This is a genomic window from Paenibacillus septentrionalis (assembly GCF_042659865.1).
Lineage (GTDB): Bacteria > Bacillota > Bacilli > Paenibacillales > Paenibacillaceae > Pristimantibacillus > Pristimantibacillus septentrionalis.
On record NZ_JBHSTE010000003.1, the window covers coordinates 538,542 to 552,228 of the forward strand.

General features: G+C 41.9%; 15 protein-coding genes. 3 read left to right on the forward strand and 12 right to left on the reverse strand.

The window, feature by feature from the left end; genetic code table 11:
* Positions 1-1,680, reverse strand: coding sequence for a vWA domain-containing protein (locus ACFP56_RS11035; RefSeq protein ID WP_379234318.1), 1,680 nt, complete (start codon positions 1,678-1,680; stop codon positions 1-3).
* 12 nt (positions 1,681-1,692) lie between these two features.
* A complete protein-coding gene (locus ACFP56_RS11040; protein ID WP_379234320.1) occupies positions 1,693-2,430 on the reverse strand; it encodes a hypothetical protein in 738 nt (245 codons plus the stop codon).
* Between the two features lie 238 nt (positions 2,431-2,668).
* On the opposite strand from ACFP56_RS11040, the gene ACFP56_RS11045 reads away from it, so the two are divergent.
* Positions 2,669-3,463 carry a Nif3-like dinuclear metal center hexameric protein gene (locus ACFP56_RS11045; RefSeq protein WP_379234322.1) on the forward strand — a complete coding sequence of 265 codons (795 nt, stop codon included), beginning with the start codon at positions 2,669-2,671 and terminating at the stop codon, positions 3,461-3,463.
* Positions 3,464-3,536: 73 nt separating this feature from the next.
* The gene (locus ACFP56_RS11050; RefSeq protein WP_379234325.1) at positions 3,537-3,722 is read left to right on the forward strand and encodes a hypothetical protein; all 186 of its coding nucleotides are present in this window, start codon (positions 3,537-3,539) and stop codon (positions 3,720-3,722) included.
* Between the two features lie 83 nt (positions 3,723-3,805).
* Here the strand turns inward: ACFP56_RS11050 and ACFP56_RS11055 are convergent, their stop codons facing one another.
* The 8 genes from ACFP56_RS11055 to ACFP56_RS11090 all read right to left on the reverse strand — a co-directional run bounded on the left by ACFP56_RS11055 (position 3,806) and on the right by ACFP56_RS11090 (position 10,639).
* The gene (locus tag ACFP56_RS11055; RefSeq protein WP_379234327.1) at positions 3,806-4,543 is read right to left on the reverse strand and encodes a LytR/AlgR family response regulator transcription factor; all 738 of its coding nucleotides are present in this window, start codon (positions 4,541-4,543) and stop codon (positions 3,806-3,808) included.
* Positions 4,544-4,603: 60 nt separating this feature from the next.
* Complete coding sequence (locus ACFP56_RS11060; protein WP_379234329.1) at positions 4,604-5,899, reverse strand: sensor histidine kinase; 1,296 nt, start codon at positions 5,897-5,899, stop codon at positions 4,604-4,606.
* Positions 5,900-6,083: 184 nt separating this feature from the next.
* Complete coding sequence (locus tag ACFP56_RS11065) at positions 6,084-6,254, reverse strand: cyclic lactone autoinducer peptide (protein ID WP_379234331.1); 171 nt, start codon at positions 6,252-6,254, stop codon at positions 6,084-6,086.
* Positions 6,220-6,861, reverse strand: a complete 642-nt coding sequence (locus tag ACFP56_RS11070) for an accessory gene regulator B family protein (RefSeq protein WP_379234333.1) — start codon at positions 6,859-6,861, stop codon at positions 6,220-6,222. The genes ACFP56_RS11065 and ACFP56_RS11070 overlap by 35 nt, the downstream gene beginning before the upstream one ends.
* A gap of 148 nt (positions 6,862-7,009) precedes the next feature.
* Positions 7,010-8,191, reverse strand: a complete 1,182-nt coding sequence (locus ACFP56_RS11075) for a hypothetical protein (protein ID WP_379234335.1) — start codon at positions 8,189-8,191, stop codon at positions 7,010-7,012.
* Between the two features lie 53 nt (positions 8,192-8,244).
* Positions 8,245-8,970 carry an ABC transporter permease gene (locus tag ACFP56_RS11080; RefSeq protein WP_379234337.1) on the reverse strand — a complete coding sequence of 242 codons (726 nt, stop codon included), beginning with the start codon at positions 8,968-8,970 and terminating at the stop codon, positions 8,245-8,247.
* A gap of 27 nt (positions 8,971-8,997) precedes the next feature.
* Positions 8,998-9,924, reverse strand: a complete 927-nt coding sequence (locus ACFP56_RS11085) for an ABC transporter ATP-binding protein (protein WP_379234339.1) — start codon at positions 9,922-9,924, stop codon at positions 8,998-9,000.
* 277 nt (positions 9,925-10,201) lie between these two features.
* Positions 10,202-10,639 carry a MarR family winged helix-turn-helix transcriptional regulator gene (locus ACFP56_RS11090; RefSeq protein ID WP_379234342.1) on the reverse strand — a complete coding sequence of 146 codons (438 nt, stop codon included), beginning with the start codon at positions 10,637-10,639 and terminating at the stop codon, positions 10,202-10,204.
* Positions 10,640-10,740: 101 nt separating this feature from the next.
* On the opposite strand from ACFP56_RS11090, the gene ACFP56_RS11095 reads away from it, so the two are divergent.
* Positions 10,741-11,328 carry an NAD(P)H-dependent oxidoreductase gene (locus ACFP56_RS11095; RefSeq protein WP_379234344.1) on the forward strand — a complete coding sequence of 196 codons (588 nt, stop codon included), beginning with the start codon at positions 10,741-10,743 and terminating at the stop codon, positions 11,326-11,328.
* A 218-nt stretch (positions 11,329-11,546) separates the two neighbouring features.
* Here the strand turns inward: ACFP56_RS11095 and norA are convergent, their stop codons facing one another.
* Entirely contained in the window at positions 11,547-12,728 is a 1,182-nt protein-coding gene (gene norA, locus ACFP56_RS11100) for a multidrug efflux MFS transporter NorA (protein ID WP_379234347.1), read from the reverse strand.
* Positions 12,729-12,808: 80 nt separating this feature from the next.
* Positions 12,809-13,654, reverse strand: a complete 846-nt coding sequence (locus ACFP56_RS11105) for a MerR family transcriptional regulator (RefSeq protein WP_379234349.1) — start codon at positions 13,652-13,654, stop codon at positions 12,809-12,811.
* Positions 13,655-13,687 lie beyond the last annotated feature (33 nt).

Here is a 13,687-nt window from a genome sequence, read left to right on the forward strand (position 1 = left end):
CTACATCTGGACATTAAGCAGATTGCTGATTTTATACACAACATCATCGGTGTCTGCATTAATGCTGGCAGCCTCATTTATGCTTGATATTTGATGAAGCGCATCAATATTGGCGTTGTAACCAATCGTATAGATCGGTATTTTGTACGCTTCGATTAGCTTTGTTATCTGCTTTAAGGAATGTCCTTCGTTCGTTTCCCCGTCACTTAATACGAAAATAAGCGGCTTAATCGATGGGTTAACGGCCATTTCATCCTGCAGCATTTTAATTGCAACCGCAATGCCGTCGAAGGTAGCCGTTCCGCCCCCTGCCTGCAAGCTCTCTACAGCCCCGACAAACATAGATTGATGATTCGTATCGTATGCACCAAGCGGCAAGTTGATTTCAACATTGCTGGCATAAGAAACTAGACCAATACTATTGTCGCGCCCAAGATACTTTTGACCGCTTAGCAGAGACTGCTTTAGACGGTTCAGCGGCTCACCATCCATGCTGCCTGATACATCCGCTACAAAGACTGCTGCAACAGGACGATTCGCATTTTTCTTCTCTTTCCATACACGCTGCGCAGCTGTTAGTGTTGCCCCATCAATTGCCCCTAGCTCTGATTGATAGTCTTCCAGGGCATTAAAGCCGTTCTTCTTGCCCAGCTCCTGGTATTGATCCTGCTGCACGAATTGAACAAATGCTTCAAGGATGCTCAGCTTCTCCTGCGGCAAATCTCCAAGTGCGTACAAAGGACTGTCATGTCTTGCACCGAACGGTGTAAATTCGTAGCCCGCTTTAAAGTCTGTTGCATTTGTGAAGGTCTGGTATTCCAGTACGAAAGCATCAAGCATGCCTGTTTTCGCCGCCTCACGCATTTGCAAGGTTGTTGACGCGATGAACGGAACATTCGCCTGGAAGCGTTCGAAGCCTGATACGGCAGTCGAGCTTAGCACATCGCTGGAATCGAAGTTTTGCAATGCCGTTACTAAGAAATTAAGTCCCGTGGAGCTTGCAAATGGATCTGTATATCCCATGGACAATACATTGTCTGCAATTGCATCTGTAATCGTCTTAACACTAATCTCACCATAGGCTTCAATAAGCTCATCATGCTTTTGTTTCGTTGTCACAATTCCCGTTACATTGCCGACTAGCCGATCTGCAATCATCGTCGTCTTAACGCCCGAAGCCTTTACCATCTCGCCCCACAGCTCATTGGAAGGCGTGAATCCGTCTGGTATGTATTTGCCTGAACGAATATAATCGGTTGCTGTACCCGATGCGATATTGCGAATTTTGACGGACACTTTCTTCCCGTTTACTTCGGTCCCGCTTTTATTAAATGCTTCCGCTACTTCATTAAGCCACCCATCTACACCAGTACCCGACTTTTCTGTCGAGGAGAAAATCTCCACAAATGTAGAGGTAGACGGCTCTACGGAGATCGGAAACTTTTCAATTTCCGGCAGCGTATCGATTAGAGATACCGGATCGAGATCAACTTGACCTTTTATTGGCGCTGCTGTTGTAACTGAAATGTTCTTAACCATCTTCTCCAAGCTTTTATTAGCCTCGTCGAGCGTAATTTCCTTTTCCGTTTTACCAACGTTGGTCGTTAGCGCAACTCCGATATACACGATAAGGAAAACCCCGAGCACAATACTAATTAAGGTAATAAACTTTTTCTTCACACACTCTCCCCCTTAGTGCTTATAAAATTTCGTTTGTTTAATGAGCAGTTCAATCTCCTGCATGCAAGGCATCTCCTCAAGCTCACGAAAATCAGAACTGCTCAGCAGTGTCGTTTCCAGCAGCAGCTGATCGAGCTTGATCAGAATCTCTTCATTGGAGCTGACATAGCCCTGTACGTAGGTGGTATACTCCTGATGCAGCTGGTGCTTTTGCTGCATGACCCGCTGCGAAAACATACGCTGCTGACGCTGATCGACCGCTGAAAGACTAGATATTTCACTTCCTCTTAGCTTATTCAGCAATCCTTGAATATTTCGATTAAAAAACTGCTCAACATCAGTAATAACACCTAAAAAACGATTGTAGCTTAACTCATTTGGCTGAAACCGCTGCCTTAGCAGATCAAGCAGTGCGCTCTTCTTCACCTTCATACGATTTACTTGATCCAGTGCCAGATCTACTTCTACCGGAAACAATCTGTGGTGACGATAATGCAAAAGCGCTTCTTCAAAATTCATCTCCTCATACTCAGGCTCTCGCAGCAGTATATTAGCTTGAGGCATCGTGAATACAAAACGAAAGCTTGCATAAATCACAACGATCCCGCTTATAATAAGCAGCGTAAGTGCGACAGATTTTTCAAATACCGAATCACTTCTCACACTAACGCCTAGTAAGCCTGGAGACAGAACTACAATATTAATAATGATGACGCCTAGCAACAACCCTATTAATTTTAACTGCCTCATCCAGCTAACCTCCCCCGTATCGGTGTATCTCCTAACTAGTTTATCATATAAATTATTACAGTTAATTATAAATTTTCTAAGTCTGATTCTTTATTCAAATGATACGCACATTTGACATCTACGTTTCATCATATGATTCAACTCCTTCATCTAGTAACGATATAAGAGCATTTACTTCAACTTGTACGTTCGCTATGATGGTGCTAACAGTACATATTAAGAGAATGAGGGATATCAGATGAATGTAACGATCAAACAAATTATTGAGCTGCTGCCTAGCGCGCCTGCTCCGCTTGAGCAAACGGTGGATCAGCTGCTATATGGAGATGAACAGCAGGTGGTAAGCAAGGTAGGCATTGCCTTCATGGCGAATCAGGAAGTGTTGGAGCAAGCTGTGGCACTGGATATTTCATTAATCATCTCTCATGAGGGGCTCTATTACAGTCATCATCAAGCTTATCCTGCTGCAAACGATCCAGAGCTTTACAAGCAACGCGAACGCTATATTAAGGAGCACAAGCTTGCGATTTATCGCTATCATGATCACTGCCATCGGCATGTGCCAGATTACATTACACGCGCACTCGTTCAAAAGCTGAATTGGCAATCTGCTATCACAGACGAAACAGCGAATGCTGCAATACTAAAGCTTCCTCCTCTGAAGCTAGAAGCCTTAATCAAGCATGTAAAACAACGGCTGCAGCTGCCATATATACGCTATCGGGGCGATCTGGATGCTACCTGTGTTCATGTTGGGGTGCTTGTAGGATTTCGCGGCAATGGTTCAACAGTTATACCTTTAATTGCGGAGCATCAGCTGGATGCCATCATAATTGGAGAAGGATTGGAGTGGGAAGCACCTGAATACGTCAGGGATGCGGCCATGCTTGGCAAGCCGTGTGCACTTATCGTGCTTGGACATGCAGAAAGTGAACAGCCTGCAATGGAGCTACTCGCCACGCAGCTAAGCCTAGCTTGTCCTCAGCTTACTGTGCAGCATCTGGCTGCGAAGCCGCTTTATACAATAGGCTAAATGAATAGCTCCTGTTGAACGAGACATACTAAGATCGTAATACAATCCATTTCGTTCATAAAGGAGAACTCCTATGTCGAAGCAAAACAGCAAGCAGCCGTCTAAAGCACAAGTGCAAACAACGAAGCTGAATCGTGTTGTTGATACTGAAAGTGAATTTGCAACCGAATTTGGCGAAGGGCTTTATGGTCAGCATGTACGTGAAGCATACAAGCAAAAGCAAAACCATAAGCAAAACAACAAAAACAACCAACAATAACACAAATCGCCATGCAGCGTATGCATGGCGTATTTTTATAAACAAGCTATGACTGAACATGACTTATTTTACGTTAGTCGACATCACGTTTTAAGCGCGACTCCCTTCAGGCCCTTTAGATATCGATTAGAGACAAAGCACTTTTGACCGTTAATCATAATGATTTCCCGTTTGGCAATATCGACCTCGGCAATATTATCCTTATTCACAACGAAGGAATTGTGACAACGATAAAACCGCGAATCCATACTGAGCACGTCCTTCAGCTTATAATAGAACTCTACCTGACGATTCACAGCATGAAGAATAAGCTTATGTGGCTGAACAGCCGTTTCAAAAAATAGAATATCGTTATAGTCGATACTAATCATCTTCTCGCCAGACTTTACCTGGAACAGCTTACGATTGGTATAACTATTTTTTACATAGCGTTGATAAGCCGTATTAATGCATTCAATAACGCGTTTCTGAATATCCGTGTACTGATCCTTCGATATGTAATCCATGGCTTCTACTTTATAGGTAAAAGTTAAATAGGTTAGCTCTGAATGCGTAGTGACAAATACAATCGATCCCTGATGATCGTATTCACGTATTTCTGCAGCGATCAAAATACCATTCTTCTCTTCTTTCAAGTCTACATCCATAAAATAAAGACCTACTACGTTGTTAGCTTTCACATAATCCAGTATTTCTTTAGAATGAGCAGTCGAAAGGGTAATTTTCATGTCCAAGTTTTCCATCATGATGTAATCGGAGATGTATTTGGTCAACTGCCGACGCTGCTCATCATTATCTTCACAAATAAATACCTCTAGCACGAATGCTTCCTCCTATCAAAATCTTGTTAATCCTTTATGCGAATGAAATTGCATGTACGATTACTCTGCTATATCTAAAACTTGCGTAAACTTTCCATCTAATATTTGTGTATCGAGCGTAACATTGTTGCAGCTTGCAACGATCTCTCGCAAATTGTTCAGACCCAAGCCTCGGTTTTCACCTTTAGTAGAAAAGCCCTTTTCAAAAATTTTATGCAGCTCAGGCGTTGTTGGACGACTGCTATTCGACACTACAATAAGAATAGATCCTCCTTTTTTCACTAAAGCAACATGAACAAAAGGCTGCTCGCAATGCACCGCTTCTTCTATTGCATTGTCTAATATAATGCCGACACTGCGGCATAAGCTAACAGGCTCCATATTGATGGAATCAACAGGCTCGACAACTTCGACATTCGCATCAATATTCATCTCTTGGGCCTTAATGATTTTTGAAGAGATTATCCCTTTCAACTCTTGGATTTTCAAGTTATGCAAGGAACCAAGCTTATACGTATTCGACTTCATATTCATACTAATCGGCATGATGTTGTTATTAAAGTATTGCTCAAGCTTATCAATGTCTCTTGAACGAATATACTCAGACATCGACAACAGAATATTAATGTAGTCGTGACGAAACTTCTGCATGTTCGTATACATTTGCTCAAGATTTTCTGTGTATTCCGTCAGGCGTTCATACTGAATCTGTTGGTTGCGCATATTCGTTTCTTTTACAATCATTCTTGTAAGTAAGATACAGACCCCAATTAGAATCGTAAAATAGAAAATAAATAGTACACTGTTCGCACGAATATTTTCATCCGAAAAACCCGACTGCTTTCCTATTAAAATATTTATGTAGAAAATAATTAACGTGACAACACTGAGGATTGTAAAAACTGTGCTGTAGCTGCGCATAAAGCTATCCTGCTTGAAAAAGCTGGATAGTAAATAGGAGACGATGAAACTTAGTACAAGTGTGACAATACAAGTGAAAACATTAATAATATCAATATACAGAGCAGATTCTAAGTATTCAACCGGCATATCAGTAAAAAATATTAATGCGGCCTTAACAATATAATTACTAATTACTAAATTGATCAAAGAGATTACTGGATATACAACACTAGGAAACAACATTTTATGTAGAATAATAAGAGATACAACCCAGAATATAAGTAAGATAAATACTCCTATAACTCCTTGCCACATAAATAGTGGATATCCGAGCAATACAGAGCCAGTAAGCAAAATTGATAGTAATTTTTTACTAAGTTGATACTGAAATAGAATATAAATCGATAATGATATCGTTATAGTCTGCAACGAGATATTAATAATATCGGCCATACGGTAACCTCTTATCTTTTCTAAGATTTACAGGGATGATCAGCTGTACTATATTATATCATATCCTGATCTAGATTTTAGATGGTTAATATTTAGTCCGTATAAACAAATAGACTTTTCCATGTCAGAGTTTATCCAACCTGGAAAAGTCTATTATATCCATTTTGATTACGTCTGAATGTGATTACTTCGATTGCTTAAGAAGCTCCATCGGAATTTTCGGCTCGTGTGCAAAATATGAACATGCACTTTCCAAAGCTTGCTCGCCGCTTTTCATAGCGACATTACCCATAAATTTGGAAGCCATACCCTTCATACCGTTAAGCAGACCTTGATTCTGTTTCGTATTGTTCATAATTTTTAACACTCCTTTTTAATAATTTATATGTGAGTGGTAGGATCATGACGAGTTGTATCGCCATGCCCAACATAAGAAGACTCTTAATGAATGGGTCTGGATACAGTAAAGCAATTCCTGTAATCACAGCGCACGCGACTACTGATTTGTTACGTAGTGCACGTCTTCTTTCCGCTCCCAATATAGGAGACTTGTCTGTATCTGCTGGTGCATATCGATACAGAAGAACGATAAACAATAGTCCACATCCGATAACCATCAAGTGAGTAAACGGGATGTACTGGCTTAGAACAGGTGTGCCGATAAATAAGACGATACTGACGATACTGCAAACTGTACTTGAGTTTGCATGCAAGCCGTAGGAGTATCTTCTCAATACCGCATATGTCAGATGAAGAATTAACGTTTGAAGAAAAAGTCCCAAGATTGCAGCTACGCCATACACAATAACTGCTTTTGATAGATTCGTGAGAATCGTCTCAATTCCTAGCTTCATCTTCAGATAGTCGATGTGATCACCTTCACGCTCCCTATTCATCCATAGAGCCATGCGACTGGCAAGCGATTCAATGATTCCCATCTGCTGTACGCTTTCTTCCTGCATGTGCATCACCTCTCTATGTCCTAATCATAGCGAGTTGGACAAGCTGTGCACGAAATTGTCTTATTATTGCGAAAATTCATCCTATCTGTTGAAAATTAGTTCGTTCTATCATCCTAAATGCGTCCAAAAGACTCATAAGCTATAAGACTTATGAAGCACAATCGGCGAGCAGTTGTTGTCGTAAAAGCTCAATAATGCTAATCATACGGAAGTAAAGCTGTTGAGCTTGTTCCTTGGAGCAATGCTCAACACTATATTCAAATCGCACCGTAGTACCTGCTTGTCCACGGCGTATACGGATAAACATCTCATACGTGCAGTATTGATCAGCAAACACCTCTTGCAGATGCTGGCAGAGCGATTCTTCAAAGCTATATACTACCGATAGATCAGGACGCTTTCTTCTACCTGCAAAATCGCCCTCCTTGCGTTTTTGACGTTGATGCTGCAACGCCATTAATCTGCTGCGCATAGTCCCAAGTCCTTGAACTGCCTCTGCGTTCATATAATAGAAACAGCCTACCTCATCATAATTACGCAGCGTTGAACGCCAATTATCGATCATTCCATACAGCTTGCCCTCACAGCGATAGCCCAGCATGTGCTCAACGATAAGCTGATAGACAACGGGCAAGTCAATTTGATAGCTATGAGCAACCTGTTCGACTAAAGCCACTTGCTCTTGTGTTAGCTCGAATGGAATCGCCATCATTTTCATGCTGCGTTTTTTGCCAGTTGACAAGCTCTCAGACTCTCGTCGTTCCAATCGTTGTTTGGACGTAATAATCTCCATATTGTGCAGCAGCCGATAGGAGGACAAGTTACCAGCAGGCAGCTGATATCCACTCGAAAAAGCTCGAAACAAAGTATCCTCAAAGCACTTGATCCCATAATCATCTATGCAGATACTATGGAATTCCAAATACAAATATCGTTTGCCCTCAAACTCCATAAATTTAACGCGCCACGGATAGCCCTCTAATAATAGAACACTATGCTCCTGAGTAATAATATGCATCTCTGGATGCATCGAAAGCGCGACAACGGGAATCTGCCACTCACTAAGTGGCGGCAGCGGCACAAGATACTGAACATATCTTGCAAGTTTCCGCTCGTATTTCAGCCATACCTGAAGAGAAGCGTGGCTGCTAATCGCGCGATACAGAGCGGTTCGAAGCTGGGCATAGGTCATCGTTGCCGGAAGCTCATAAAGATAGGGTTTGCGATGAATCGCCTTGCCACTGCAATGAACCATATATGCTTGCATCATTGTTAGCTCTGTGGTCAAATCCTCAGGGTCGTCAGATAGATATCGACTATAAAACAGCAAATGAATTCTCCTTCCTGTTTCTTAACTCTCGGCAATACCTTCCCTGAATGTTTCTATATGTTTTCAGTCTTTGTACGAGACAGCATCAACATGATGAAACTAGCACATAGCGTTAAGCAAGTCATATACATAAGCAGCTGCGTCATATTGCGGCTTACACCATCCAATAGAATTGAAATGACTTTCGTCAGCCAATAGGTTGGCAATACTGCAGCAGCATGCTTGAAAAAAGCAGGCGGCTCTCCTCCCGCCCAAAACATTCCGCTCAACAAGACTAACAAGCAAACGATAGCTGTTAACTTCAACCCTCCCCCGTGCTTCGAGCGAGATTGATTCATAACAAGCAGTCCCACGCCCGCCGCAATAATATTAAACAAGCCATAGGCTAGAAAAAATATAATGTTTTCCATAAGCGACAACGGGAAGCCTCCAGGCAATAAAACACCTGAACATATCTCCATTGCCACTAATTGAACAGCACTTATCGTTAAGAACACGGCAACCATCTGACAATAATAGCTGAATTTGCTATGGATGCTTAACAGCACACGTTGCGCTGTCATATGCTGCTTGTCTCCGTAAAACAACATCGAGTTCATTAACGTTAATATCATGAGAATGCCAACCATACTGTTAAGCATGTCTACGTATTCCATATTAGCGTAAGGCTCATATAGGCTTGCAAGCAGCACTGCGAACAGAACTGGCAGCATAATCATGCTGCCTAACAGTATTTTGCGTTTTGCCAATCGCCTAATGTACAACTCAAAAACTTGCATACCTTCTTCTCCTCCAGTTAACCAGCTTTACAAGGAATGGTGATCGATACGCGGTCTGCGAACCAGACGGTCATATACATTCGCCAACCGGGGTTCGACAGGCGAAATACGTCGCAGCTTTTTGCCCAGTACTGAGCGAATTTTCTGAAAATCATGCTGCTGATCCATCGCTTCAAGTAAAAGTGTGTTTGCCTCAGAATACAAAATGGAATAGTGCGAGAGCTGAGTAGTTAATTCCTCAACATATTCTTCCAGCTCCAGCTTGGCTACTGGGTTTTTGAAATATTGTGCAATAAGTGAATCAAGTCTACCTTCAGCAATCATACATCCATCCTTAAGAACACCAACATGCGTGCACAGCTGCTCAATTTCAGCAATGTTCTGCGACAAATATATAATCGTCATGCCCAGATCATGCAACTGACGAACGATGGCATGAATAAATGGGATCGCTTCCACTTCAATGCCTGAGGTAGCTTCATCAAAAATAATGACATCCGGCCGATGTACCATGCCGCATGCAATATTCAAGCGCTGCAGCTGTTCATCTGTCAAGCTTAAAGCATCCTGCCTTCTTTCCTCCCATAGGCCTACTAGCTGGAGTGCCTGCTCTACCTGCTGCTTTAACCGTGCTCCCCGGTGACGGTAAAGCTTGCCGAAGAGCATGACATTCTCATAAACCGTCAAGTCATAAAACAATGCTTTCTTATGCGGTACATAGCCAACTCTACGATTGGTGCTATGATTAATACGCTCATTAAACCACGTCAATGTTCCGCGATCCGGCTTTTCCAGGCCAAGCATCACTTTAGCTAATGTTGTTTTTCCCGAGCCTGCTGGACCGACTAGACCATATATGCTCTGATCCTCAATCGTTATTGCGATGTCCTTTAATACGGGATGGTGTTTATCATATCCGAAGCGGATGGAATCTCCTCTAAAAACCGTACGCACCACAAAACTCCTCCTATACCTATACAACAGCCTATCCAAAAATAGTGTAGCATGATGCCTTCAAAATCTTATCGACCTGTCCTAAAAGAGCGCTACAATATAATAACTGTATAGAAAGTTTAAATTCCCTTATCATAGCATGTCCTTTTCGCTCTATAACGCATTAAAACAAACAAAAACCGTATCCTGCAATAAGGAAACGGTTCAAAGAGCTATTCGATTACATGCTGCGGCACAATGATACGATTATAATTTGGAGTCCTGTCATTGCTTGAAGTTACTTCCCACGGAACACCTTCTCCTGCAAAAGCGCCATCGCTTCAGCAATCTGCTCCAACCCACTATCATCTACATCCTCAAGCTGTCTCCACAGCTCAGCCTGCATATGTGCAAAGGCATCTGCCATATACTTCTCGCCTGATGCAGTCAAACGGATATACTGCTTTCTGCGATCTGTCGCATCGGATAGCCTTTCACATAGTCCCATTTCGGTCAGCTTCCTTAGCTCGCGACTGGTATTAGGCATGGATATTCCCTTGCATTCGCTTATTCGACTTGGTGTTAATGGCTGCTCAACAGCGAGAAATTCCAACAGCTCATATTGCAGCGATGTCAGCCCATGCAAAGGCATTGTTTTCGTCATCTCATAATGCATGCTATGAACGGATGCGATAAATGCCACCGTTTGCTGAAAAAAAGCTTGTTTGGATTTCATACGTTCACCCCATAAATTGATTATCTAAAGATAATTATCTATTGACAACTATCTAGTTAACATATAAATTTATTATCAAATGATAACAAAGAAGGTGACAAATGAAAACCCTCATTATTTTTACTCACCCTAATCATCAAAGCCTCAGCTATGCTTTTTTACAGCAAACAATAAGAGGTCTTGAGGAAAATCCTCATTCCAGCGAGGTTCAGATTTTGGACTTATACGAGGAATCGTTTGATCCTAAGCTCGTTTTTAATGAGCAGAAGCGCAGAAGAGATATGCATATCGACCCGGAGCTGGAGCCCTATCGACAGCAGCTGCTCTGGGCCGAAAAAATTGTATTCATCTATCCGATATGGTGGGGACGACCTCCAGCCATGCTGCTTGGCTATATTGACCGGCTGTTTGCTTCCAATTTCGCTTATCGCGATAATGGCAAGCTGTTGCCGGAAGGCTTGCTGAAGGGCAAATCAGTCGTCTGTATTTCCAGCATGAAAGGACCTGCCTTATATCCATTTTACTGGCTTCATAACGCGCATAAGGTACTCATGAAACGGGCTTTGTGCCAATTTGTAGGCATTAATAAGGTGAAATTTTTTGAGTTTGGCGGGATGGAAAAGAAAGATGGCAAGCAGAGGCAGAAGCTCAATCGTATTTATCGCTATTTCAAGTCGATCTCAGCTTAACCTATAGCCTTATTGAAAAGCTTTGTGAGAAGCTCGCTGTAAGCTGTAGTTATAACGCACATTTGTAACGTAGCGGTCGGGTATATAATCTCGCCGATCAATGTTCAACCGTGCACACATGCGTTTATTATTGATTGTAAATAAAGGGAGCCCAGACTGCATCCCAGGCCCCCTCCCTTCACCTCATAAACACAAGAGGCTCGTATTCGATTGATCAATTAGTTTTCTGTGGCTGTTTCTTTCTGCTTCCAGAACATCGCCAGGAATAAGCCGACTAATAGTAGGATGACGGCAAAGTAATACGGATAATCTATATCAATATCGAACAGCATGCCACCGATAATGGGACCTAGCACGTTTGCTAATGAAGTGAACATCGAGTTCATTCCCGCTACAAAGCCTTGCTCATCCCCTGCAACATTTGATAAATAATTAGTAATCGCCGGGCGAATAAGATCAAAGCCAACAAATACGATAAAGGTTAACAGGATAATCGTAAGATAGGAATTGGCTACCGTTACAAGAAACACCGTTACAGCTGAGAATACTAAACAATAACGTACTAAGCCTATCTCCCCAAGCTTAACGGTTAGTCGGTTAAATAAAGCGATTTGCGCAATTGCACCGATAAGCGCTCCTCCCGTAATCGAGATCGCGATATCCTTTGGTGTGAAATTAAACTTATGATCGACAAACAAGCTAAAGAAGGATTCGAAGGCCGCCAAGCCAAACGAAGAAACAAATATCATAATAAAAGCGATGAAAAACATCGGCAAAAATATCTTTTTCAAGCCGACCTTTCCTGCTGTCACTTGATCACTTGAAGCCGCAGCCTTTCGTCTAACTGGCTCTGATAGGAACAATATCGACAAAACCGCAGCAATAATGCCAAGACCAGCTGCGGTAAAAAACGGTACTCGTGTTCCCAGCTCAGCTAAAAATCCACCGATACCAGGACCAATAATAAAGCCTGTGCTGATCGCAGCAGACATATAGCCAAAAGCCTTAGGACGATTCTCGACCGACGTAATATCGGTAATAAATGCAGTGACTGCCGGCATAATAAACGCTGCGCTTACGCCACCTAAAATTCGGGATAAAAACAACACTTCAACTGATTTACCGATACCAAAAAGCAATTCAGATATACCAAATATAATTAATCCAATCACGACAATAATTTTTCTGCCATATCGATCAACTGCTTTTCCGGTAAACGGTGATAGAATGAGCTGCGTTAAAGCAAAGGCAGCCGTCAGATTACCAACAACCGTACCGCTAATTTGAAGCTCGTTCATAATCGTTGGCAAGATCGGAATCACGAGCCCAATTCCTAAAAAGGCAATAAACAAATTGCCCAGCAAAATTGCCAACGTTGAATTTTCTCTTAATTTGTTCATATAGAACGCTCCATTCTTGCTCCAATGTATAAGTGTGTGAAGACGCTCTATCTACAATAATGCCTATAGTTACTATAGAGTCAACTACCTCCATCAATAATTTTGACCTTTAATTGAACAATAAATTCAGGCTTCTGATTAGATGAAAACGTAGTAGGCAAATAAAATTCATACACATCTGATGCTACATGACATTGCTGCTTCTCAATATAATGAAGCAGCTGATTGTAATGCTCTACATAATTATCTATAGAAGATAAAAAGGATATACATAGGTAGCGACTGCCGCTCATATTAGCAATAGTCATACCATAATCGAGGTTTTCAATATCGCGCTCCGTTAATAGTGGCGTAAAAAGGTAATCATACTGGATCTCCTGCAGATGCCGATAAGCCTTTAGCGGATAGATCGCGCCAAATTTTGTGGCAATGCCTCCGGCTTCATTTTCGACTGTTTTAATTAAGGATATAAAATACTCGTCAGGCACGTACTCAGGCGTTGAATGTTGCACCTCAATACGGAGCAGCCGCAGCTCATCCTCAGTGGATTCATATACCTCATTCATTACTGGGATCGCAAGCTGATCCGAAATTTGCTTTTTCGTCTTCAATAGCGTGTTCTGCACTTCATGAAGCCGCTTAATTCTTGAATCAATCACGGTTTCCTGTTCTGCTAAAAACGCCACCAGCTCATCCAGCGTGTAATCCAGCACTTGCCTAATCGTTGCCAAGGGGATTTCAAGATATCGTAATGCCTTAATAAGATCGAGGCTATGCAGCTGCGAATCGTCATAGTATCGATAATTCGAATTCGGATCAGTACGGATTGGTTTAAACAGATCAATCTGATCATAATAGCGTAATGTCTGGATTGGTAAATTGGATAGCTTGGACATTTCTCCAATTGTATAGGTTTTCGTTTTCATGGAATACATCCTTCTACTTCTGAGCTAGCAACA

Excerpts from the sequence above, each read along its gene's own strand:
- ACFP56_RS11040 (WP_379234320.1), bottom strand. The coding sequence starts at position 2,430 with ATGAGGCAGTTAAAATTAATAGGGTTGTTGCTAGGCGTCATCATTATT.
- ACFP56_RS11045 (WP_379234322.1), top strand. The coding sequence starts at position 2,669 with ATGAATGTAACGATCAAACAAATTATTGAGCTGCTGCCTAGCGCGCCT.
- ACFP56_RS11050 (WP_379234325.1), top strand. The coding sequence starts at position 3,537 with ATGTCGAAGCAAAACAGCAAGCAGCCGTCTAAAGCACAAGTGCAAACA.
- ACFP56_RS11060 (WP_379234329.1), bottom strand. The coding sequence starts at position 5,899 with ATGGCCGATATTATTAATATCTCGTTGCAGACTATAACGATATCATTA.
- ACFP56_RS11065 (WP_379234331.1), bottom strand. The coding sequence starts at position 6,254 with ATGAACAATACGAAACAGAATCAAGGTCTGCTTAACGGTATGAAGGGT.
- ACFP56_RS11070 (WP_379234333.1), bottom strand. The coding sequence starts at position 6,861 with ATGCAGGAAGAAAGCGTACAGCAGATGGGAATCATTGAATCGCTTGCC.
- ACFP56_RS11080 (WP_379234337.1), bottom strand. The coding sequence starts at position 8,970 with ATGCAAGTTTTTGAGTTGTACATTAGGCGATTGGCAAAACGCAAAATA.
- ACFP56_RS11090 (WP_379234342.1), bottom strand. The coding sequence starts at position 10,639 with ATGAAATCCAAACAAGCTTTTTTTCAGCAAACGGTGGCATTTATCGCA.
- ACFP56_RS11095 (WP_379234344.1), top strand. The coding sequence starts at position 10,741 with ATGAAAACCCTCATTATTTTTACTCACCCTAATCATCAAAGCCTCAGC.
- norA (WP_379234347.1), bottom strand. The coding sequence starts at position 12,728 with ATGAACAAATTAAGAGAAAATTCAACGTTGGCAATTTTGCTGGGCAAT.
- ACFP56_RS11105 (WP_379234349.1), bottom strand. The coding sequence starts at position 13,654 with ATGAAAACGAAAACCTATACAATTGGAGAAATGTCCAAGCTATCCAAT.